This window comes from Streptomyces aurantiaciflavus (assembly GCF_049808595.1).
Taxonomy (GTDB): Bacteria; Actinomycetota; Actinomycetes; order Streptomycetales; family Streptomycetaceae; genus Streptomyces.
Genome location: NZ_JBNCAQ010000043.1, coordinates 34,985 through 57,144, shown reverse-complemented (window position 1 = coordinate 57,144; position 22,160 = coordinate 34,985). Strand labels below are relative to the sequence as shown.

20 protein-coding genes and 1 pseudogene are annotated in these 22,160 nt (G+C 72.9%); 11 read left to right on the top strand and 10 right to left on the bottom strand.

Annotated elements, in window-relative coordinates; translation table 11 throughout:
- Positions 1-153: 153 nt before the first annotated feature.
- The 3 genes from ACPT94_RS36430 to ACPT94_RS36420 all read left to right on the top strand — a co-directional run bounded on the left by ACPT94_RS36430 (position 154) and on the right by ACPT94_RS36420 (position 4,104).
- Positions 154-2,061, top strand: coding sequence for an FUSC family protein (locus tag ACPT94_RS36430; RefSeq protein WP_360341997.1), 1,908 nt, complete (start codon positions 154-156; stop codon positions 2,059-2,061).
- Between the two features lie 271 nt (positions 2,062-2,332).
- Complete coding sequence (locus tag ACPT94_RS36425) at positions 2,333-3,733, top strand: amidohydrolase (RefSeq protein WP_360341994.1); 1,401 nt, start codon at positions 2,333-2,335, stop codon at positions 3,731-3,733.
- 197 nt (positions 3,734-3,930) lie between these two features.
- A complete protein-coding gene (locus ACPT94_RS36420) occupies positions 3,931-4,104 on the top strand; it encodes a DUF8839 family protein (RefSeq protein ID WP_360341991.1) in 174 nt (57 codons plus the stop codon).
- A gap of 4 nt (positions 4,105-4,108) precedes the next feature.
- Here ACPT94_RS36420 and ACPT94_RS36415 read toward each other — a convergent pair whose 3' ends face one another.
- The 3 genes and pseudogenes from ACPT94_RS36415 to ACPT94_RS36405 form a co-directional block, all read right to left on the bottom strand.
- Entirely contained in the window at positions 4,109-6,010 is a 1,902-nt protein-coding gene (locus tag ACPT94_RS36415; protein ID WP_360342079.1) for an ABC transporter ATP-binding protein, read from the bottom strand.
- 440 nt (positions 6,011-6,450) lie between these two features.
- Positions 6,451-6,888, bottom strand: coding sequence for a hypothetical protein (locus ACPT94_RS36410; RefSeq protein WP_360341988.1), 438 nt, complete (start codon positions 6,886-6,888; stop codon positions 6,451-6,453).
- Between the two features lie 254 nt (positions 6,889-7,142).
- A pseudogene (locus tag ACPT94_RS36405) lies at positions 7,143-7,781 on the bottom strand (ATP-binding protein); the annotation flags it as partial.
- 268 nt (positions 7,782-8,049) lie between these two features.
- Here ACPT94_RS36405 and ACPT94_RS36400 point away from each other — a divergent pair.
- The 3 genes from ACPT94_RS36400 to ACPT94_RS36390 all read left to right on the top strand — a co-directional run bounded on the left by ACPT94_RS36400 (position 8,050) and on the right by ACPT94_RS36390 (position 10,056).
- The gene (locus ACPT94_RS36400) at positions 8,050-8,910 is read left to right on the top strand and encodes a Sco1979 family transcriptional regulator (protein ID WP_360341985.1); all 861 of its coding nucleotides are present in this window, start codon (positions 8,050-8,052) and stop codon (positions 8,908-8,910) included.
- The gene (locus ACPT94_RS36395; protein WP_057580268.1) at positions 8,911-9,165 is read left to right on the top strand and encodes a DUF397 domain-containing protein; all 255 of its coding nucleotides are present in this window, start codon (positions 8,911-8,913) and stop codon (positions 9,163-9,165) included. It abuts the gene before it with no gap.
- Between the two features lie 78 nt (positions 9,166-9,243).
- Positions 9,244-10,056 carry an SAM-dependent methyltransferase gene (locus ACPT94_RS36390; protein WP_425247812.1) on the top strand — a complete coding sequence of 271 codons (813 nt, stop codon included), beginning with the start codon at positions 9,244-9,246 and terminating at the stop codon, positions 10,054-10,056.
- Between the two features lie 229 nt (positions 10,057-10,285).
- Here the strand turns inward: ACPT94_RS36390 and ACPT94_RS36385 are convergent, their stop codons facing one another.
- The 3 genes from ACPT94_RS36385 to ACPT94_RS36375 all read right to left on the bottom strand — a co-directional run bounded on the left by ACPT94_RS36385 (position 10,286) and on the right by ACPT94_RS36375 (position 13,229).
- Positions 10,286-11,773: a glutamate synthase subunit beta gene (locus ACPT94_RS36385; RefSeq protein WP_425247811.1), complete on the bottom strand. Its 1,488-nt coding sequence runs from the start codon at positions 11,771-11,773 to the stop codon at positions 10,286-10,288.
- A gap of 135 nt (positions 11,774-11,908) precedes the next feature.
- Complete coding sequence (locus tag ACPT94_RS36380; protein WP_360341975.1) at positions 11,909-12,388, bottom strand: anthrone oxygenase family protein; 480 nt, start codon at positions 12,386-12,388, stop codon at positions 11,909-11,911.
- Positions 12,389-12,524: 136 nt separating this feature from the next.
- Positions 12,525-13,229 (bottom strand): DUF2293 domain-containing protein, encoded by a 705-nt coding sequence (locus ACPT94_RS36375; RefSeq protein WP_360341972.1) that lies wholly within the window; start codon positions 13,227-13,229, stop codon positions 12,525-12,527.
- 276 nt (positions 13,230-13,505) lie between these two features.
- Here ACPT94_RS36375 and ACPT94_RS36370 point away from each other — a divergent pair, with 276 nt between their 5' ends.
- The 3 genes from ACPT94_RS36370 (at position 13,506) to ACPT94_RS36360 (ending at position 15,447) form a co-directional block, all read left to right on the top strand.
- Positions 13,506-14,147 carry a nucleoside/nucleotide kinase family protein gene (locus tag ACPT94_RS36370; RefSeq protein WP_425247810.1) on the top strand — a complete coding sequence of 214 codons (642 nt, stop codon included), beginning with the start codon at positions 13,506-13,508 and terminating at the stop codon, positions 14,145-14,147.
- 302 nt (positions 14,148-14,449) lie between these two features.
- On the top strand, positions 14,450-14,863 hold the full coding sequence (locus ACPT94_RS36365) for a PPOX class F420-dependent oxidoreductase (protein WP_360341966.1): 414 nt from the start codon (positions 14,450-14,452) through the stop codon (positions 14,861-14,863).
- Between the two features lie 149 nt (positions 14,864-15,012).
- Complete coding sequence (locus tag ACPT94_RS36360) at positions 15,013-15,447, top strand: CBS domain-containing protein (RefSeq protein WP_360341963.1); 435 nt, start codon at positions 15,013-15,015, stop codon at positions 15,445-15,447.
- A 31-nt stretch (positions 15,448-15,478) separates the two neighbouring features.
- Here ACPT94_RS36360 and ACPT94_RS36355 read toward each other — a convergent pair whose 3' ends face one another.
- The gene (locus tag ACPT94_RS36355; protein WP_425247809.1) at positions 15,479-16,606 is read right to left on the bottom strand and encodes a magnesium and cobalt transport protein CorA; all 1,128 of its coding nucleotides are present in this window, start codon (positions 16,604-16,606) and stop codon (positions 15,479-15,481) included.
- A gap of 291 nt (positions 16,607-16,897) precedes the next feature.
- Between ACPT94_RS36355 and ACPT94_RS36350 the strand changes: the two genes are divergently transcribed.
- Positions 16,898-17,692 (top strand): methyltransferase, encoded by a 795-nt coding sequence (locus tag ACPT94_RS36350; protein WP_360341960.1) that lies wholly within the window; start codon positions 16,898-16,900, stop codon positions 17,690-17,692.
- A gap of 481 nt (positions 17,693-18,173) precedes the next feature.
- Here the strand turns inward: ACPT94_RS36350 and ACPT94_RS36345 are convergent, their stop codons facing one another.
- The gene (locus ACPT94_RS36345; RefSeq protein WP_360342076.1) at positions 18,174-19,181 is read right to left on the bottom strand and encodes a carbohydrate kinase family protein; all 1,008 of its coding nucleotides are present in this window, start codon (positions 19,179-19,181) and stop codon (positions 18,174-18,176) included.
- Positions 19,182-19,267: 86 nt separating this feature from the next.
- Positions 19,268-20,173, bottom strand: a complete 906-nt coding sequence (locus ACPT94_RS36340; protein ID WP_425247819.1) for a pseudouridine-5'-phosphate glycosidase — start codon at positions 20,171-20,173, stop codon at positions 19,268-19,270.
- Between the two features lie 101 nt (positions 20,174-20,274).
- Between ACPT94_RS36340 and ACPT94_RS36335 the strand changes: the two genes are divergently transcribed.
- On the top strand, positions 20,275-20,703 hold the full coding sequence (locus ACPT94_RS36335) for a VOC family protein (protein WP_360341957.1): 429 nt from the start codon (positions 20,275-20,277) through the stop codon (positions 20,701-20,703).
- A gap of 37 nt (positions 20,704-20,740) precedes the next feature.
- Here the strand turns inward: ACPT94_RS36335 and ACPT94_RS36330 are convergent, their stop codons facing one another.
- Positions 20,741-22,027, bottom strand: a complete 1,287-nt coding sequence (locus ACPT94_RS36330; RefSeq protein WP_360341954.1) for an MFS transporter — start codon at positions 22,025-22,027, stop codon at positions 20,741-20,743.
- Between the last annotated feature and the right edge of the window lie 133 nt (positions 22,028-22,160).

Here is a 22,160-nt window from a genome sequence, read left to right as displayed (position 1 = left end):
CGGCGAAACGTAACCGTGCGACCTCCACCAAGATCGCGCCGTACCGTGGAGACACAGCCCGCACACCGCCGCACACGCACCACAGCGCACACTCCACAGCCCCGGCCGCCGTCGCCCGAAGGCACACCCCGCCCTCGTCCCGACAGGAGCTTCGTGTCCCCGCGTTCCGCCGTTGCCGTTCGCACACTCGGCGCTCTGCCGCCCTGGCTCGCCCACGCCCTGCGCGCTCAGCGCGGCCCTGTGCCCTGGAGCGCGGTCGTGCGCGCCGCGCTGGCCGCAGGGCCGCTGCTCCTCGTCGCTGTGCTCGCCGGCCGTACGTCACTCGGGGTCGTCGCCGCGATCGCCGCCATGCTCGCCGGGATCAACGACCGGCCCGGCAGCCGACGCGTCTCGGTGAAGCGGCTCGGCGCGCCCGCGCTGGCGGGAGCCGCGGGACTCCTCTTGGGGACGTACGCCGGGGAGCGCGCCGGGCCCGTGGTGCTGACCGTGCTGCTCACTCTCGTCGGGCTGGTCGCCGGGAGTGTCAGCGCCGTGGGGCCTGTCGCCTCCGGTGCCGGGACCCAGTTGCTCGTCGCCTCCGCCATCGGGGCGGGGATGCCGTTGCCCGAGTCCGGGTGGCAGCGGGCGCTCGCCTTCCTCGTGGGGGCCGGGTGGCTCATCGCGCTGCGGCTGGTCCTCCCGACCCCCGGCGCCCTCGCCGGAGACTTCCGGTTCGACGGGGAGCGGGAGGCCGTCGCGGCCGTCTACGACGCCGTGGCGGAGCTTCTCGATGCCACGGGCTCGCCGGAGGCCACCGCCCGGCGCGCCGCACTCACCGCCGCCCTCGATCACGCGCAGGACGCTCTCGCCGGGCCCCGGCTGCGGCGCTACGCCACTTCCGCGGCCGAGCGGCGGCTGCACGCGCAGTACGCCGCCGCGTTGCCGCTCGCCGAGGCCGCGACCGCGCTGGCCTGGGCGGGGGACCCCGTCGCCGGGCGGACGTCCGAAGGGCCCCGGCGGCTGGCCGCCGCCGTGCGCGAGAACACGCACACCGGGCCGTTGCCCGCCCCCAGCCGTTCGGCGCCCGGGCTGCGTGCACTCGACGACGCCCTGCTGCGGGCCGCCGAAGCCTTCGACCGGGGCAAGGGGAGCGACCTGCACACCCGTCGGCGCGGTGTCGGCGAACTGCTCCGGGCCGCTTTCGGGGCCGGTGGACGGGAGTACGGGCTGCGGGTCGCCCTCTGCTTCGGGGCCGGCGTTGCCGTCGCCCAGGTTCTGCATCACGCCCGCTGGTACGGGCAGCACGAACACTGGTACTGGCTGCCCGCCACCACCGTCTTCCTGGTCAAGCCCGACCTCGGTCCGCTCGCCTCACGTGTGCTGTGCCGTGCGGCCGGGACCGTCCTCGGGGCCCTCGTCTTCGCCGGGTTCGCCGCCGTGCTGCCCCGGCCGGAGGGGCTGATCGCGCTCGTCGCCCTCAGCGGAGCGCTCATTCCCGTCGCCACGCGGCACTTCGCCGCGCAGACCGCCGTCGTCACCGTCCTCGTCCTCGCCCTGGTGATGGTCGGCGGCGAGCCGCAGGCCTCCGCCGGCCGGATCGGTGAAACGCTGCTGGCCTGCGCGATCGTGCTGATCGTGGGACATCTGCCGATGCCGGGACAGCGGGCCGGCGGGGTGCGTGCGCGGCTCGCCGCGGCCGTGAGCGCCGCGCACGCCTACCTCGCCCATGTGCTGCGCGAGTCCGACGCCCCCGCACTGCGCGCGGACACCGGCCCCGACCGCCGCGCCGTCCGCTGGACCCTGCGCCGCGAGGCCTACCGCACCCTCGCCGAGGCCCGCGGCGCCATCTCCCGTGCCGCCGCCGAACTCCCCGCGCTCGCCCGGCACTCCGAAGGCGCGGAAGAGATCGCCGACACCCTCGAACGGCTCGTCGACACCACCACCGCCTGCGCCGTACACCTCGACGACACGGGGCGCCTCACCCCCGAGCACGCCGCCCACCTGGCCGAACTCCTGGACGAACTGGCAGAGGAACGCGAGCGGGCCGGACTCCGGATACCGGCTCTGCCCGTCGCGGTGTAGCGCCGGCGCGGCGGCATACCGCTGGGGCCGGGCAGGCCACTGTCCGTGCGCCGCTGTGGGGCTGGGACCGGGCGGTCCACTGCCCGTGGCCCGTGTGGAGCCGCGGCGGCCACTGTCCGTGCCCCGCGTGGGGCCAGGGCGGGCCGAGCACCCGTACGACCCCAAGGGTGTTCCCCAAGTCACCCGCGCCGCCCCCGGCCCGGCGGCAGGTTCGGGACACAGTGCGCGCCACGGCTCACGCGACCCGCCGACGGCGTCGTACGTTGACGCAATGACGTCATCTCGCGCCGCCGACCTCGTCATCGCCCACTGCGCCGTCCTCGTGCACGAGGGGCAGGAAGGGCCCGGCGTGCCCGGTGGAGACGCGGTTCGCGGCGAGGAGGAGCGTGTCACGTTCCTCGAGGATGCCGCCGTCGTCGTACGGGACGGCCTCGTCGTCGCCGTCGTCACCGCCGCCGAAGCGGCCGAAGTCCCCGCCGTCGAGCGGCTCGACGCCCGGGGCCAGGTCGCGATGCCCGGGCTGGTCAACTGCCATACGCACGCGCCGATGGTCGCCCTGCGCGGTCTCGCCGAGGACCTGCCCACGCAGGAGTGGTTCAACGACGTCGTCTGGCCGGTCGAGTCCAACCTCACCGAGCAGGACGTCGAACTGGGCGCGCGGCTCGCCTGCGCCGAGATGATCCGCGGCGGTGTCACCTGCTTCGCCGACCACTACTTCGCCATGGACGCGGTCGCGGCCGTCGTGGCGGAGTGCGGGATCCGGGCCCACCTGGGCCAGGCGTACTTCTCCTCGCAGGGCGAGCGAGGCCGGGAGGAGTCCCTGGAGTTCGCGCTCCGTCACCGCGGCGGCGCCGACGGCCGGATCACCACCGCCCTCGCCCCGCACGCCCCCTACACCGTGACCGACGCCGACCTCTCCGCCACCGCCGAACTCGCCCGCGCCCACGGCCTCCCCGTCCACTTGCACGCCTCCGAGAACCGCGACCAGGCCGACACCAGTCTCGCCCGGCACGGCCTCACCCCCGTCGAGGTCCTGGAACGCACCGGCATCCTCGACACCGACGTCCTCATCGCCCACGGCACCGGCATCCTCGAACGCGACCTGCCCGTCCTCGCACGCGCGCGTGGCCGTACGGCCGTGGCGACCGCGCCGCGCGGCTACCTCAAGTTCGCCTGGCCCACGACCACCCCGATCCGGGCCCTGCGCGAGATCGGTGTCCCCGTCGGACTCGCCACGGACGGCGCCGCCTCCAACAACTCCCTGGACGTCTGGGAGTCGATGGCGCTCACCTCACTGATCCAGAAGTCGACCGAGGGCGACCCCCGCTGGCTGACCTCCCGCCAGGCGCTGCACCACGCCACGCTGCAGAGCGCGCGAGCCGTCGGACTGGGGGACCGGATCGGCAGCATCGCCCCCGGGCGGCGCGCCGACCTCGTCCTCGTCGACCTCACCGGCCCGCACACCCAGCCCGTGCACGACCTCGCCGCGACCCTCGTCCACAGCGCCCGCTCCTCCGACGTACGCACCACGATCGTCGACGGCCGGATCCTCATGCGCGACCGCGAGCTGCTCACTCTCGACGTCCCGGCGGTCGTACGCGAGCTGGGGGAGCGCATGCCCGCGCTCCTGGACCGCAGCCACGGCAGACGGATCCAGGAGTACGACACCTGAGAGAGCCTCGGGCGGTGCCGTCACGACCGGTGCGACTTCTGACGCGCAGTGTGATGGTTGTGTTCCGCGGGTGACCGGATTTTCACACTCCGCGCTGAACTCGTGTCAACTACGTCTCAGTACCGTCACCGGGCGAGGCGTTCCGCACCCCGGGAGCGTTAACTCCTACAAGTACAACGCTTGTCTGGAGGTGCGAGATGGTGAACGGGCGAACAGTGCTCGAACGCTTTCCCGCAGGCGGGCCGCGCGGGTCGTGGCCGGCGGAGGAGTTCGCGCACGCGCGACGTATGGAGGGACTGGCCGCCGAGGTGGTCATGGACCTCGCGACGGACACGTTCCTGGTGATCGTCCGGGGCGAGGCCGCGGACTGACGGTTCAGCCCGCCTTCGAGGAGGCGGGCACCTGTGGGGATGCCTCCGCGGACAGCTGCGGGGGCACCTGGGTGGCGAACTGCTCCGCCTGGAGCGCGTACAGCTCCGCGTAGACGCCGCCTTTCGCCAGCAGTTCGTCCGGGGTGCCGGACTCCACGAGCCGGCCCTGGTCCAGGACGTGCACCAGGTCCGCGTGGCGGACCGACGCCAGCCGGTGTGTGATCAGGACGACCGTCTGGCCGCCGTCGGCCAGCGCGCGGATCTTCTCGAAGACCTCCAGCTCGGCCCGGGCGTCCAGGGCCGCCGTCGGCTCGTCCACGATCAGGATGCGGCCGCGCCGGTACGCCGCCCGCGCGATGCCCAGCCGCTGCCACTGTCCGCCGGACAACTCGTGCCCGCCGCTGAAGTTACGGGCCAGCAAGGTGTCCAGTCCCCGTGGCAGGTCCGCGACCACGTCCTCGGCGCCCGCCTCGCCGATCGCGGTGGACAGCCGGTCCTCGGTGAGGGGCGCGGAGGACCGGCCGACGGCGACGTTGACCCGGGCCGTGAACGGCCAGCGCTTGAAGTCCTGCGCCACCATCGCGATGCGTTCGGCCAGTTGGTGCCGGTCCGCCTCCGCCGCGTCCACGTCGTCCCACAGGATCCGGCCCTGGTCCGGCTTGTACAGCCCCGCCAGCAGCTTCACCAGGGTCGTCTTGCCCGAGCCGTTCTCGCCGACGAGCGCGATGATCCGGCCGAGGGGGAGGGTGAGGGTGACGTCGTCGAGGGCGGGACGGGCCGACTCGCCCGGATAGCCGAAGCTGACGTTCTCGAAGCGGATCTCCCGCGGATCCTCCGGCAGGGCCGTGCCGCCCACCGGGATCGCCCGCTCGGCCGCCTCCCCGTACAGGCGTTGCAGATCGCCCACGAACAGGGCTTCCTCGTGGAGCTGGTTGATCTCCAGGACGAGGGTGTTCAGGCTCGCGGAGCCGCTGCGGATCGCGATCACGGCCGTTCCCGCCACCGCCAGCGCCATCGTCCCGGTGATCAGCAGCCCGCCGAGCGTGGCGTACGTCGCCGCCGTCGCCAGGCCCGTCCAGGCCGCCGCGAACAGGCCGGTGCGGGCCGCGAGCCGGGCCAGCCGGGCCTGCTCCGCCTCCGCCGTCTCCGACATCGAGCGGAAGTGGCGCAGCAGGAAGGGGCCGACCCCGTGGACGCGGATCTCCGGCGCGGCCGCCGGTTCGGTGAGCAGGCTCGCGAGGAGATGCCCCGCGCGCGCGTGCTGCACCCAGGTGTGGAAGGACTCGTACCGGCGCCGGGCGTTCGTCAGGGCGCTCCAGGCGCTGGGCAGTGTCATCGTCACCAGCAGCGGCAGCAGAAGCGGATGCAGGACGGTCAGGACGCCGGCCGCCGCGGCCAGCGAGATGATCGCGTTGATCACCCGCGTGCCGTACATGATCATCCGGCCCGCCGACCGGGCGCCGTACTGGGCGGTGTCCAGCAGCTTGTGGAAGGCGTGGTCCTCGATCGCGGCCAGCTCCACGGCGGCCGCCCGTTCCAGGTACAGCTCGGTCGCAACCCGCTCCACCTTGGGCTCCAGCCGCCCGGTGGCGTACGTCGACGCCGCCCGCAGCACCGCCCCGACGAGCAGGGCCGCGGCCATCGCCGCCAGCGCGGGAGCGGCGCCGCGCAGCCGGTCCTCGATCGAGCCCTCGCCGACCAGCCGGCCCAGGATGGTGTTCATGGCCAGGAGGCTCACCGCCTGTACCGCGCCTCGGCCCGCCTCCGCGGCCAGTACGACCCATGCGGCCCGTGGGTCGGCCTGCCGGGCCAGGCGGAGGCTGGCGGCGAGCAGGGCGGGCAGCCGGGCCAGCATGGCGCGGAAGTTCAGCTCCAGGAAGGCGTCCCGGTGCTGGTTCCAGCCCATGTCGTAACGGAGCGGACCCCCGAAGAGCAGCCGCTCCGACTCGGACACCTCGCGCTCGTCGGGTCGCTGCCGTTTCCGGCTCTTCGGACGCTTCAGTTTCGGCACCTTCCGCACCGTTGGCCTCCCCCGATCGTGGACAAGTGGCCACTATCGCGGGCGCGACCGCGGGAGGGCAGGGCGCAGGACGGGGGCAGGCGATGCGCGCGGGCGTGCGCCCGGCCCCGCGCGCGAGGTGGGGGGCGTCGTCGGGGGTGATCGGTGCGGAACGGGTGGCGCGGTGCGCCGGTGCGGCGCTGTACGCGCCGAGCGGACCTTGTGCGGACCTTGTACGGAGGGCTTACGCGCGGTAAGAAGCGCGTACGTGGTGCAGGGAGGGGCGTACGCGCAGGAGGCAGGGGCGTACCCGGATCACGGCGGGGACGGCTTCCCGCGGAGGCGGCCTACGCGCTGATCGGCCGCGACCAGGTGGGTGGTGTGTCCGTGAGGCGGCACAGGGTCAGGTAGAGGGGGATCGGCGGTGTGTACGGAAGCGTGCCGTCCGGTCGGTGGATGAGGGCGGGATCCTGCGGGGAGTCCGGAACGATCGCGCCTATGGCGTAGTGCGCGGGGGCGGGCCATTCCAGGGCCTGGTCGGAGTCCGAGGGGACGAGCCACCACCAGTTCGCCTCGTCGGCGTACACGCAGCCCACGCGTTGCAGCCGGGTCATGACCAGGTACCCGAGGCGGGCCGGTACGGCGACGGCGTCGCAGCCCAGCGGGGCCGTCATGCCGTCGGGCACGATCAGGCGGCGGGGGGCCGCCGGGGCGCCCAGGCGACGCCGGAGTCGTACGAGGGTGTCCAGGCTGAGCGCCGGGGCCCGGCCGGGCGCGGCACTCACGCGGGGTCCCGGTCGCGGTCCCGCTCGGTCCCGGGGTGGGGGCGCCAGGAGGGCGCCTCGCCGTGGGTGTCGAGGGCGTGGTCGGCCGGCCGTACGGAACCGGCCGTGGGGCCGCCGGCCGCCGGGCCGTGCTGCCGCTGCCGCGCCACGCGCGCGAGGGGGCCGTCGGCCAGGAAGGCGCGGTGCGCCCGCCCGAAGCCGGGGCCGGATGTCCGGTCCTCCGCGTCGAGGCCGCGGTGCCCCTGCTCGCCGTGGCCGGCGGTGTCGTCCTCGCCGCCGGAGCCGTCGGCCGGCCCCGGCTTCGGGCGGGCGCCCCAGCCGAGGTCGCCCCGGGGAGCGGGGAGGTCGTCGCAGGAGACGGGCTCGGTGACGTCGTCACGCTGTCCGGCGTGATCGTGGGAGCCCTCGCCGCCGCGGGGCAGGTCGGCCCAGACCAACAGGCCCGGTCCGTCCTCCTGGGCGCCCCACGCGTGACAGAGGGCGTCGACGAGGAACAGTCCCCTCCCGTGCTCCTCCTCGGGGCGTTGCGGGGACGGGTGCGGTTCGCCCGGTGCGCAGCCCTCGTCGCGCACGGCTATGCGCACGAGGTCGTCGCCGTCGTGCAGTTCGCAGACGACGGTGCCGCTCGCGGTGTGCACGATGGCGTTGGTGACGAGTTCGGATATGACCAGAGCAGCCGTGTCACAGGTGTCCTCGCACACCGACCAGCCGGTCAGCCGGGCCCGGGCCAGGCGTCTTGCCTGCGCGGGCGAGCCCGGATGGGCGGCCAGTTCGAATCGGAACCGGCGCTCGGCAGCGGCCTGGTCGGGGCCTGCTCCCGCGGCACCGAGACCCTGGGGGTGGCCTGCGGCGGCGTCTGTTCCTAAGGGCGCGAACGGAATCACGCTTGCCACTATCGCCGCGCCGTGAACACTTGGCAAGTGTCACTCTGAAAAATGCAGAGTGCTGTGTGACGCGGTGGAGCGCCGTGGCACACTGCTCGCAACAGCACGTCGAGCGGCGCCAGTTGGGATCACCGGAGATCCGTACTCACTCGTACAGGTCTTCGAATCGGTTTCGAATGGCGCCGCAGGGCTGTCGGGATTCTTTTTCGTGACCGGCCGGTCGGGGCCCAGCGTGGCTCAACTGACCGTCCGGGCGGGCTCTTCGTGGAGGTGGAGCGTGAGCGAACCGCGGTCCGCGCCGACGGTGGGACAGGTCGTCCTCGGCCGGCGCCTGCTGGACCTGCGGGAGCGCGCCGGCCTCAAGCGCGAGGAAGCCGCCCGTATTCTGCGCGTCGCGCCCGCCACGGTCCGCCGCATGGAGATGGCCGAGGTCGCCCTCAAGATTCCGTACCTCCAACTGCTGCTGAAGGCGTACGGCGTGAGCGACGAGGAGGCCGAGGGCTTCGTCCGGTTGGCCGAGGAGGCCAACAAGCCCGGTTGGTGGCAGCGTTTCCACGACGTCCTGCCCGGCTGGTTCTCGATGCATGTCAGCCTGGAGGGCGCGGCCACCCTGATCCGCCAGTACGAGCCGCACTTCGTCCCCGGCCTGCTGCAGACCGAGGACTACGCGCGTGGCGTCCTGAGGTCCGGCGCCATCGGCCAGACCCGGCCGGAGGACATCGAGAGCCTCGTCGACCTGCGCATGCAACGCCAGGAACTGCTCACCCGTCAGGACGCGCCCCACTTGTGGGTCGTCATGGACGAGACGGTGCTGCGCCGCCCGGTCGGCGGCCCGGAGGTGATGCGCGCGCAGATCGACAAACTGCTCGAGGCCGCGAAGCTGCCCAACGTGACGCTGCAGGTCGCCCCGTTCTCCTCGGGGCCGCATCCCGGCACGTACGGGCCCTTCGTGCTCTTCCGATTCGCCATGCCGGAGCTTCCGGACATGGTCTACAGCGAGTACCTGACCGGCGCCGTCTACCTCGACGCGCGCACCGAGGTGGCGACCCACCTCGAGGTCATGGACCGCATGGCGGCGCAGGCCGCTACGGCACATCGCACGAAGGAGATCCTCCGGGATCTCCGCAAGGAGCTGTGAATGGATCGCATCAAGCCGCGCAAACGGGTCTACAACGGCATGCCCGCGCGGGACTTGGGCAGCGAAGGCTGGCACAAGCCGTGGAGCGGCGGCAACGGCGGGAACTGCCTGGAGGCGATGAAGCTCGCCGACGGCCGGATCGCCGTCCGTCAGTCCACCGACCCGGACGGTCCGGCCCTGATCTACACCACCGACGAGATGACGGCCTTCATCGAGGGGGCGAAGGCGGGGGAGGCGGACTTCCTGCTGTCCTGACGTGATTGTCTTTCTCTGAGTTCAACTTCCTTGTAATGGTAATGACTTGATTACTCATTGTGTCTTACGGAGTGCCTCATGACCGGGCAGGACCCCACCACTCCCCTCGAGATCGACACCAGCAGGCCGCATCCGGCACGGATGTACGACTGGTACCTCGGCGGGAAGGACAACTACCCCGTCGACGAGGAGATGGGCCGGCAGATGCTGGCCCTCGACCCGCGGGTCCCGGTCATGGCGAGGGTCAACCGCGCCTTCATGCACCGGGCCACCCGCTGGCTCGCCGGGAACGGCGTCCGCCAGTTCCTCGACATCGGCACGGGCATCCCGACCGAGCCGAACCTCCACCAGGTCGCCCAGCAGATCGCGCCCGACGCACGCGTGGTCTACTGCGACAACGACCCGATCGTGCTGGCCCACGCGGCCGCCCTGCTGCGCAGTACGCCCGAGGGCGTCACGGAGTACCTGCAGGCGGACGTCCGCGACCCGGCCGCCATCGTCGAAGAGGCCGGGAAGATCCTGGACTTCGACCGGCCGGTCGCCCTGTCGCTGGTCGCGCTGCTGCACTTCGTCTCCGACGAGGACGGGGCGCACGAACTGGTCGACCGACTGCTCGCCGAACTCCCCTCCGGCAGCTACCTGATGATGACCCACGCCACCGCCGACTTCACCCCGGAGGAGTCCGCGGCGGCCACGGAGAAGCTGAAGGCGGCCGGCGTCACCCTGGCCCTGCGCTCCCGCGAGGAGTTCGCCCGCTTCTTCGACACCCTCGACCTGGTCGAACCCGGCGTCGCGGTGGTATCCGAGTGGCACCCCGAACTCGGCGACCCCGTGCCGGGCCAGGACGACGGCGTGATACCGGGCTACGGGGCGGTGGGGCGCAAGCGCTGACACACGGCCGCGGAAGCCGGTGGCCGGCAGCACTGACCTCCGGGGGCTGCGGGCGCCGGCGGCCGCAGGTGCGCGCGCCCGGGCTGCGGCTCCGAGGCCCTGGCCGCGGACGGCGGTGGGCGGGACGTCCCGTCGACCCGGTGGCCGTGGGCGGCCCTGGCGACGGGCAGGGTGGCGGGGACGGACGGGCGCCGCTGCCCCGACGGGCGGGCGCGGTCACACCGTCGGCTCAGACGCGCATGGGCCGGTCGTACGGCCCGATCGGCGCCGGCAGCCGCGAACTTCCCGTCAGATGGCGGTCGACGGCCGCCGCCACCGCCCGCCCCTCCGCGATCGCCCACACGATCAGCGACTGGCCGCGTGCCGCGTCCCCGGCGGCGAACACGCCGGGGACGTTCGTCGCGAAGTCCGCGTCCCGGGCGATCGTGCCGCGCGGCTCCAGCGCGAGCCCCAGCTGCTCGACGAGCCCGTCCTCCCGGTCGGGCCCCGAGAAGCCCAGCGCGAGCAGCACCAGGTCGGTCGGAAGCGCCCGCCCGGTGCCCTCCACCGGCCGCCGTTCCGCGTCGACCTCGACGAGGTGCAGCGAGCGGACATGCCCGTTCTCGTCGCCGGTGAAGCGGAGCGTGGACGCCGCGAACAGCCGCGCGTCCGCGTCCGCCGCCGGCGCCGACTGCAGATCGCGCGCCTCCTCGTGCGCCGCCGACAGCCGGTAGATCTTCGGGTACGTCGGCCAGGGATCGGTGTCCTCGTCGCGCTCCACCCCCGGCTGGGCGTAGATGTCCAGCTGGGTCACGGACGCCGCACCCTCCCGCACGGCCGTCCCCAGACAGTCCGCGCCGGTGTCGCCGCCGCCCACGATCACGACGTGCTTGCCCGCGGCGGACATCGGCGAGGCCTCCAGATCGCCCTCGCACACCCGGTTGGCCAGCGGCAGGTACTCCATCGCCTGATGGATGCCGGTCAGCTCCCGCCCCGGAACGTGCAGTTCCCGCCACGCGGTCGCCCCGGTGGCGATCACCACGGCGTCGTAGCGGGCCCGCAGATCGGCGGCCATGACGTCCCGTCCGACCTGCGTCGACGTCCGGAACTTGGTCCCCTCGGCCCGCATCTGCTCGATGCGCCGGTCCAGATGGTGCTTCTCCATCTTGAACGCGGGGATGCCGTACCGCATCAGACCGCCGATCCGGTCGTCCTTCTCGTACACGGCGACCGTGTGCCCGGCCCGGGTCAGCTGCTGCGCCGCGGCCAGACCGGTGGGTCCGGAACCGATCACCGCGACCGTCCGCCCGGACAGCCGGTCCGGCGGCCGCGGCGGCGTGAAACCCTCCTCCCAGGCCCGGTCGGCGATGGCGACCTCGACGTTCTTGATGGTGACGGCCGGCTGGTTGATGGCGAGCACACAGCCGGCCTCACAGGGCGCCGGACACAACCGCCCCGTGAACTCGGGGAAGTTGTTGGTCGCGTGCAGCCGGTCGCTCGCCGCCCGCCAGTCCTCCCGCGACACCAGGTCGTTCCACTCGGGGATCAGGTTGCCGAGCGGGCAGGCGTCGTGGCAGAAGGGGATACCGCAGTCCATGCAGCGGTCGGCCTGCTTGCTGATGATGGGGAGCAGGGCTCCGGGGACGTACACCTCGTCCCAGTCCCGGACCCGCTCCTCGACCGGCCGACGGGGCCAGTCCTGGCGGGGCGTGGTCATGAATCCCTTGGGATCGCCCATGGCCGTGTTCCTTGCGTACGCGTGCGGCGGGCCGTGCGTCATCGGGCGGCACTCTTGCGGCCACGATACGTCCCATCGGTACCCCGCGCAGAGGGTCGGACAGCGCTTTCTCGCGGGCGGGGACCGGGCCTGCCGTCAGGTGAGAGCCAGGACGTACGCCAGGGCGGCTCCGGCCGAGGCGACCGTACGGACGTGGTTCCACGCCGTCCACTCGCGCACATACGTCGGCCAGTACGAGGCCGCCTCCGCGGTGCCCGGCGCCAGCTTCAGCAGGGCGTCGTTGCGAGGCACGTTCGCGATCATGGTCACCCCGAACGAGCCGAACAGATACAGCGCGCTGCCCAGCAGCAACTCCACCCTCCCGTCGCCGGGCCACAGCACGAACGTCACCACCGCGAGCACCGCGCACACCCCCGCCGAGCCGACGAACACGATCATGAACGCCGGCATCACCGCGGTCACGTTGATCGCCTTCATCGCGGCGACGCCCTGTGCGGGCGGCAGCGAGGCGAGGCCCTTCATCACGAACGTCGAGAACCCGTAGAAGACCCCTGCCACCAGCCCCGTCCCCAGCACCCCGAGCACCGTCAGCACGAAATACGGTCCATCGATCATGTCAACGTCAACTCCCACGTCGAGCCGGGAACACGCCCGGTACCGTCCGTCACCCCCAAGTCAATTCCCGCAGGTGAACGGTGACCATCGCCGAGAGCCTCGAAAACATACGGGAGCGTCCAGAGCACCCGGCGCCTCACGGCGCGGCGGAGCCGAGCCCCGCTCTCCACCCCCACTCCCGCAGCACCGTCTCCACCCCCGCCGCGATCCGCAGGCGTGCCTCGTGCCGTGGCACCCCGCCCATCAGCAAACGGTCGTACGGCGTGTCCAGATGCCGTACGGACGCCACGACCGCGGAGACGACCGCCCCCTCGGACAACGCCCGTCCGGCGGCGCTGCGCCCCACCCGGCCGCTGCCCCGCACCGACGCGTGCCCGGCGATCGCGCGGGCCCGGTCCGGCGGGCAGCCGGGAAGCAGCCGCAGGATCTCCGCCGCGAAGGCCTCCGTGAACCGTGCGTCCTCCGCCGCCCGGCGCCGCGCGTCCCTCACCCGGCGCCGCCGCCTCGCCTCGGCGTCCGCCAGGCACCGTGCCTCGGCCCGGGCCAGCCCGGCCTCCTCGACGAGGACGCCCTGCCGCTCGTAGCGCCCCTTGCGCCGGTTGAACCGGACGACCACCACCGACAGCCCGCTCTCCTCCCGTGACCTGCGGGTCAGCGCCGTGTCGCCGCGCGGCAGGAACACCAGGTGGCCGAGGTCGGCACAGTCGAGGCAGCGCGGCGCACCGTCCTCCAGGACCACCATCGGCTGCGGTCCACGCCGGCACTCGGCGCAGTGGCGCCGCCGCAGCGGCTGCACGACGACAGGCCCGGTGCGGGGCGGGGGAGTTGCGAGGGCCGGCATACGGGCTTCATTCCCGCTGATGAGCCCGGCACCACATGATCGTCCTGCGGTCCGAGGGGCCTCCACGGGATGGCACGCGACGGTCTCCTGTCGCGCACCGCGCACGACGACACCCCCCGCTTCGAAAGACGCTCTCACTCCCCTCGGCCGCGCCCTGATCCCCGCCCCGACGCCGCTCGTGCCTGCCCCTGCCTGGAGCGAGACGCACCTCCGGCATCTGCTCGCCGCCAGCCGAGCGCACGAGCGCGACGCATCCCGCCCGGAACCTGACGCATCATGGGCCCTGTGCGACTCGAAGCGATCACCTGGGAACGGCTCGGCGACCTCCTCGCGGACCGGCTGCTCGACCTGAAGCCCGACGACGGCAGCCCCTGGCCGCGCATCGCCTTCGACGGCGCCCCGGCGGCCCACCCCGGCGACCTCGCCGAACGCGTCACCGAAGCGCTGCGCACCCGCGGTCGCCCCTCCCGCGTCGTCGGCACCCACGGTTTCCTGCGCCCCGCCTCCCTCCGCCTGGAGCACGGCCACCACGACGTGGACGCCTACTACGACGGCTGGTTCGACACCAGCGCGCTGTGGCGCGAGGTGTTCAACCCCCTCGAACCCGGCGGCGACGGCCGGATCCTGCCCGACCTCCGGGATCCCGTCACCGACCGCGCCACCCGCAGCTCCTACGTCCAACTCCCGCCCGGTGGTTTCCTGTTGCTGCACGGCCCCCTCCTGTTGCGCCACTGGTTCCCCTTCGACCTCACCGTCCACGTCTCCCTCTCCCCGGCCGCCCTGCGCCGCCGCACCCCGGAAGCCGACCACTGGACGCTGCCCGCCTTCGAGCGCTACGCCGAGGAGACGGATCCGGCGGCCACGGCCGACGTCCTCGTCCGCGCGGACGACCCACGGCATCCGGCGTGGAACGGCTGAGCGGTGAACGCCCGGGTCGGTGACCCTGAGCGCCTGAGCCGGTGAACGCCTGGCCTGGAGAACGCCTGGGCCAGTGGACACCTCAGCCGCCCGAGCCGGTGAACGCCTGGGCTGGTGGACACCTCAGCCGCCTGAGCCGGTGAACGCCTGGGCTGGTGGGCACCTCAGCCGCCTGAGCCGGTGAACGCCCGGGGCGGTGAGCGGCCGGCCGGCGACCGGTTGAGCCGGTGCAGGGTGAGTCCGTGTGCGGGTGATTCGGTAAACCGCTTTTCAATGCACGTGCATGTAATTATGCTGCTGTCATGACGATCTCCTCGAACACCTCCTTCTCCTTCGACGCCCCCGTCCGTGCCCTTCTCGACGGCAGGAACTTCGCCTCGGTCGCCACCCTCGGCCCCGACGGCGCCCCGCAGAACTCCGTGGTGTGGATCAAACGCGAGGGCGACACCGTCCTCTTCTCCTCCATCGACCGACGGCAGAAGGTGCGCAACCTCCGCCGTGACCCCCGCATCAGCCTGACGGTCTTCGACCTCGCCAACCCCTACACCTCGGTCGAGATCCGCGGTACCGCCGAGATCCTCCCGGACGAGGACAAGCGGCTTCCGCACGAGCTCGCGCACAAGTACCTCGGCATCGACCCGCCCGAGGAGAAGGAGGACGAGGTGCGCGTGATCATCCGGGTCGTGCCGCGGAAGGTGGTGGGGTTCTCGGCGTGAAAGCGCGGCTCCCGCGAAGACCCGGCCGCTGAAGGTGCACCCGCCGATCCGCCCGGCGAAAATGAAGGGTCGGTACACGTCGAACTCTGGGCGCCGGGACAGTGGCGCGTTCCGCGTCGCGCCGGCCGCCCGGCACCGGGAGGTACACCATGACCACCGCCGGACAGATCATGCACCGGGGCGCCCAGTGGATCCCCGCTCACGAGACCCTCGACCGCGCCGCCCAGCTGATGCGCGAACTCAATGTCGGAGCGCTGCCCATCAGCGACGAGAACGAGCGGCTCTGCGGCATCCTCACCGACCGGGACATCGTCGTGGGCTGCGTGGCCATGGGCCACGACCCCTCCAGGGTCACCGCCGGTGACCTGGCCCAGGGCACACCGCGCTGGATCGACGCCGGAGCCGACGTCAGCGAGGTGATCCAGGAGATGCAGGAGCACCAGATCCGCCGGCTGCCGGTGATCGAGAACAAGCGCCTGGTGGGCATGATCAGCGAGGCCGATCTCGCCCAGAACCTTTCCGAGGACCAGATGGCGCACTGGGCGGAGAGCGTCTACGCCAGGACCGGCCCCACCCGGCACTGACGCCGGCGCCCGGCGCCGGCGACATCGGCGATCAGAGCCAGCCGTTGCGCCGGAAGCCCCGGTAGACCACCAGGCAGGCGACGGATATCACCGCGATGACCAGGCCGTAGCCGTACCGCCAGTGCAGCTCCGGCATGTGGTCGAAGTTCATGCCGTACACCCCGCAGACCATCGTCGGCACGGCGATGATCGCGGCCCAGGCGGTGATCTTCCGCATGTCCTCGTTCTGCGCGACCGTGACCTGCGCGAGGTGCGCCTGCAGGATCGAGTTGAGCAGTTCGTCGAACGCGGCGATCTGCTCCGTGGCCCGCATCAGATGGTCGGAGACGTCCCGGAAGTACGCCTGTATCTCCAGGTCGACCACCCGCATCGGCCGGTCGGCGAGCTCCAGCAGAGGCCGGCTGAGCGGCACCACCGCCCGCTTCAGCTCCAGGAGCTCCCGCTTGAGCTGGTAGATGCGCCCGGGGTCGGCCCGCGCGCCGGTCTGGGCGAAGACATCCATCTCGACCTGGTCGATGTCCGCCTGGACGGCGTCGATGACGTTGAGGTAGTCGTCGACCACGTGGTCCGCGATCGCGTGCAGCACAGCGGACGGCCCCTTGGCGAGCTGGTGGGGGTCGGACTCCAGCTCCTCGCGCAGAGGGCCCAGCGAGCCGTGCCGTCCGTGCCGCACCGAGATGACGAAGTCCTGGCCGACGAACACCATGATCTCGCCGGTGTTGACCACCTCGCTCGTCGCCGTCAACTGCTCGTGCTCGACGTAGCAGACCGTCTTGAACACCGCGAACAGCGTCTCGCCGTACCGCTCCACCTTCGGGCGCTGATGGGCCTCGACCGCGTCCTCGACCGCCAGCGGATGCAGGTCGAACAGTTCGGCGATGCCCGCGAACTCGTCGTTCGTCGGCTCGTGGAGCCCGAGCCAGACGAAGCCGTGACCGCTCTTGCGCACCCGCTCCACCGTGTCGACGAGATCTCCGCCGACCGGCGCACGGGCGCCGTCCTGGTACGTCACGCAGTTCACCACCGAGGAGCCCAGCGGGGAGCGGGCAGGGTGGCTCAGATCGACCCGGGCGCGCCGCCGGGCCAGCCGAGCCATCTTCCTCAGACCACCGACCGTCCCCAGGCCGGTGACCTTCCGCAGATTCCCTGCCATGGTCATCTGGATCTCCTCGTGGATCTCCCCGTGGCGCGTTCCTGCGCCCTGGCGCGCCAGTCTGCCAGGCTCGCGTAGGCCGTGGGTAAGCCTGTGGAAAGGGGTCGTTCCGCTTTGTTCCCGCCTGTGGACGGCCTGAGGAGGGTCTGCCCGCGACACGGACTCCCATCCCTGCCCCACCCCTTCCCGTCCTTGCCCCACCCCTTCCCTTTCCGCCTCCGCGCCGACCGCTCCGGCCAGGGCACACCGGCCGCGTCGACCGCCTCGCGCAACCGGGGCAACTGGGATGATCGCCGCATGACGCGAACCGACGGGTACCTCCTCGACAATCGAAGGACCGAGGCGGGAGAACGCTTTGACGCTCTCGCCACCCTCTTCGACCCCACGACGTTCCGGCACCTCGAACGCCTCGGCGTCGGACCCGGCTGGCGCTGCTGGGAGGTCGGGGCGGGCGGCACCTCCGTGGTGTCCTGGCTGGCGAAGAAGGTCGGGCCGACCGGCAAGGTCGTCGCGACCGACATCGACACCTCGCGGCTGACCCCGGCCGCCCGCCCACCGGTCGAGGTACGCGTCCACGATGTCGGCGCCGAGGCGCCGCCGGCGGACGGCTTCGACCTGGTGCACGCCCGGCTCGTCCTGGTCCATGTGCCGGACCGGGAGCGGGCGTTGCAGTCGATGATCAAGTCCCTGCGCGCCGGCGGCCGCCTCCTCGTCGAGGACGCGGACCCCGCCCTGCAGCCCCTGCTCTGCCCCGACGAGCACGGCCCCGAACAGCAACTGGCGAACCGGCTGCGGCACGGCTTCCGCAAACTCCTCGCCGACCGGGGCGCCGACCTCTCCTACGGCCGAACCCTCCCGCGCCTGCTCCGCGAAGCGGGCCTGCACCAAGTCGAGGCCGACGCCTACTTCCCCGTCACCTCGCCCGCCTGCGCCGCCCTGGAGGCCGCCACGGTCCGCCAGATCCGCGCCGACCTCGTCACCGCCGACCTGGCCACCGACGAGGACATCGACCGTCACCTCGCCAACATCGCCTCGGGCAGCATGGACCTGGCGACGGCGCCGATGATCTCGGCGTGGGGACGGAAGGGGTAGGGCCGGTTGCCTCAAGGGGTGGGGAACGGCTGCCTCAAGGATGGGAACGGCTGTCACAAGGGGTGGGGAACGGCTGCCTCAAGGATGGGAACGGCTGTCTCAAGGGGTGGGGAACGGCTGCCTCGAGGCTGGGGACGGATGTCTCCTCAACCACCGTGTGACGGGGGCTGGGACGTGGCGCGCGGTTCGCTCCTCGCATCCGTATGGCACCGGCATCTGCGTCAGCGGTATCGCGGAGGAGGCGTGACGCTTCCCAACGGACGGGTGCGCGCCCACAGTCGGTGCGGTGCCGTCGCCCGGCCCGGGCGTGTCGCCGCTGGCTGTACGGGCTACGGACCGTCGGCGTGCTGTCTTCGGTGGGCGTTGCCGATTGCCGGTGCGGTGCGGTGCGGTGTGGTGCGGTCGCCCGGTGCCGGGACGTGTCGCCGCCGTGGCGATGTGTCCTGGTCGCGCCGGCTGTGGGACCACCAGCGGCACAACCTCAGTCGGCGGGGGCTCTGTCCACCGCCGATGTCGTGCCGTCACACGTCACCGGCCCTGTCACCGGCGCCGTGACGCCTTCGGCCGGCGCGGACGGGGCCACGGCCGACGCCGTGCCGTCCCCGGGCGTGGGCGGCCTCCCGCCCACCCGTTCCACCGCCCGCGCGCCCGCCCTGCACCCCTCGGTCGCCGCGTCCCCGGGCTCGGCGCCCGCCAGGAGGGCGGCGAGGAACGCGCCCGTGAAGGCGTCGCCGGCGCCGGTGGTGTCCCGGGGTGTCGCGCGGACGGCGGGGGCCCGGGCGATCACGGCGCCGTCCCGGGCCACCAGCGCACCGTCCGCCCCCTGTTTGGCCACCACCAGCGGGACACGGCGGCTCAGTTCGGCCGCCGCGTCCGCCCCGTCGGGCAACCCGGTCAACAGGCACGCCTCGTCACGACTGGGCAGCAGCACGTCCAGACCTTGCACGAGCGTCAGAAAGCGGTCCACACCCAACTTCACCAGGAATCCCGCCGACGCCGGGTCGAGGCTCACCGGCACCCCACGCGCGCGTGCCGACGTCAACGCCGTCCGTACCAGCGCGCGTCCGGACGCGGAGAACAACAGGTAACCCGACAGGTGCAGCCGGTCCACCCCGTCGAGCAGGGCATCCGACCAGTCGCCGGGACCGAGCCGCAGCGAGGCACCGCTGTCCGTGAGGAACGTCCGCTCGGCCGCCGCCCCGGTGTCGACCAGGCAGATCACCGTCCCGGTCGCCGCCTCGGGATCGACGACGAGCCGGGGCCGCACCCCGCTGCCGATCAGCTCCCGTTCGTGCCAGGCCGCGGCGTCCGCACCCACCCGACCGAGCAGCCGTACGTCCGCACACCCCCAGTGCGCCGCCCAGCACGCCACGTTGGCGCCCGCCCCGCCCGGCAGGGTCCGGATCACGGCAGCCGTGTCCGTCCCCGAGGCCAGCGGCCCCCGATGCCGCGCGACGACGTCCGTCACGACATCCCCGACGACCAGCAAGGACCCGCCGCGCGGACGCCCGGCCGCGGGCTCACCGGCTCCCCGTTCCGGCCCGCCCGCCCCGCCGGCCCCGTCCACCGCCCCGGTCACACCCCGGCCCACGCCGCGGCGATCCGTCCCGCAAGGCGTACGTTGCCGCGCACGGCCGCCAGATTGGCGCTCAGGGACGCGCCGTCGGTGTGCCGGACCAGGTAGTCGAGCAGGAACGGTGTCACGGCCTGGCCGGTCACGCCCTCCGTCTCGCACGCGTGCAGCGCGTCGGTGAGCACACGCGCGTGCAGCTCCGGATCCAGCTGCTCGGCCTCCGGCACCGGATTGGCGACGATCAGCGCGGACTCCGGTGCGCCCAGCCTGTCCTGAGCCCGCATCACCTCCGCGACCTGCTGCGGGCTGTCCAGTGTCCAGTCGACCGGATGCCCGGAGTCGGACAGGTAGAAGCCCGGGAAGCGGTCCGTGCCGTACCCGGCCACGGCGACACCCAGCGTCTCCAGCCGCTGCAGGGTCGCCGGCACGTCCAGGATCGACTTCACCCCGGCGCACACCACGGTGATCCGCGTGCGCGCCAGCAGCCCCAGATCGGCCGACTCGTCCTGGGTCACCGTCCACTCCCGGTGCACCCCGCCGAGCCCGCCCGTCGCGAACACGCGTACCCCCGCCAGCGCCGCCAGCAGCGCCGTCGCCGACACCGTGGTCGCCCCGCTCGCCCCCGAGGCCACCGCGAGCGGCAGATCACGGTGGCCCAGCTTGCGGATCCCGTCCTCGTTGGCGACCCGCTCCAGCTGCTCCTTGTCGAGGCCGACGTGGGGCCGCCCGTCCAGCACGGCGATCGTCGCCGGTACGGCGCCCTCCGCGCGCACGACCTGCTCCAGCTCCAGCGCCACCTGCACGTTGCGCGGGCGCGGCAGCCCATGGGCGATGATCGTGGACTCCAGGGCCACCACGGGGCGACGCGCGTCGACCGCCTCCCGCACCTCTTCCGACACCACCAGCACCACGGCCTGCCTCCCGTCCTTCGGTCTTCCCTCATCTCTGGCGGGCGGCGCCTCCGGTCAAACCCTTGCGGCCTGTGGGGGACGACACCAGCCTGGAATGCATGACGGACAACGCCACACGTCTCGACCACGTCGTCCTGTGGGTCCGCGACCCGCTTGCCGCGGCCGACTTCTACGAGAGGACCGTCGGCCTGGAGCCCGTCCGGGTCGACGAGTTCGCCGCGGGCGAGGCGCCGTTCCCCTCCGTACGCGTCAACGACGAAGCGCTCCTCGACCTGATGCCGCTGACCACGGCGGAACGCATGACGATGCTCCCCGGGGCCGCCGACAGCGCGGGACATCCGGTGAACCACATCTGTCTCTCCCTGCCCCGGGAGGCCTTCGACGCACTCGGTACGCGCCTGGCGGACCACGCCGTCCCCGTGTCGGAGGTCTCCCACGGATCCTTCGGCGCCCGCGGCAAGGCAACCCGCAGCTTCTACTTCCGCGACCCGGACGGCAACGTCATCGAGGTACGGCACTACGACTGACGCGCGGGTGACCCGGCCGGCCCCGCCCACCCCTGTCTCAGCCGCCGCCCGGTGCGCCTCCCGCCGCGCTGCCCCGCGTGAACAGCGCCAGCCCCGCCATGGGGACGAGCAGGCACGCCGCGGCCAGGTTCAGCCACGCGTAGCTCGCCTGTGCCACCATCAGTCCGGCGATCGCTCCGCCGACGCCGGCCGAGGTGTTCATGGCGAGGTCCGACAGGCCCTGGGCGGCGGCCCGCGCGGACTGCGGCACCGCGTCCGTGAGCAGCGCGGAGCCGGACACCAGACCGGCCGACCATCCGAGACCCAGCACGAAGAGCCCGACGGCGGTCTGCCCGTGCCGGTCACCCGCCGTCCCGGCCAGGAACAGCGCACAGGCCAGCAGTCCTGCCGCGAGCCCTGTCACCGACAGCCGTCCCACCCGGTCCGCCAGCCGCCCCATCAGCGGCGAGAACGCGTACATGCCCGCGATGTGCCCGCTGATGACCAGCCCGATCAGATCGATGCCCGCCCCGTGGTGGGCGAGGTCGACCGGGGTCATCGACATGACCGAGACCATCGCCGTGTGCGACACGGCCACCGTCACGAGCGCGAGCCGGGCACGGGGCGAGGCGAGGACGGCGTCCAGCCCGGCGCGCAGGGAACGGGCCCCGGGGGAGCGTTCGTCCTCCGGGGCGAGCGCGCGGGCCGTCAGCAGAGGGTCGGGACGCAGCAGCACGGCCACCACGACCGCCGCTGTGAGGAAGATCCCCGCCGCCCACAGGAACGGCCCCGCCGCCTCGGGTGTCCCGAGGCCGGAGACGCTGCGGCCGGCGGGCGCGGCGATATTCGGCCCCAGGACCGCGCCGAGGGTGGTCGCCCACACGACGTGCGAGATCGCCCGGGCCCGCCGCTGCGGCTCGGCCAGGTCGGCGGCCGCGAACCGCGCCTGCAGGTTCGCCGACGACGCAGCGCCGAACGCGGCCATGCCGCACAGCAGCAGCGGAAAGCTCCCCACCCCCGCCGCCAGCACGACCACACCGGCGCCAAGGGCGCCCACGAGGTAGCCCAGCACCAGCCCCGGCCGGCGCCCGCGCGCGGTCATCAGCGCGGCCATCGGCATCGACAGCACGGCCGTACCGGCGACGGTCGCGGTGGGCGCGAGCCCGGACAGCGCCTCGGTACCGCTGACCTGCTGGGCCAGTACGGTGCCCAGCGCGAGGCCCGTGGTGACGCCGAGCCCGCCGAGGATCTGGCTCGAGACCAGCACCGCGGTCGTACGGCGCCGCAGGGCGGGCAGACGGTCGGCGGAAACGGGCGGGCCGGCGGCACGCTCGACGGCGGTCACGCCGTACACCAGGACGGGCCGCAGCCGCCGTACAGCGGCGGTTCACCGTCGTACCGGTGTGTGAGACGGGTGGTCATCGGCGCAGTCTCCCCCTTGCTGTCTTTCCTGCCCAGACCCCGGACCCCGACTCCGA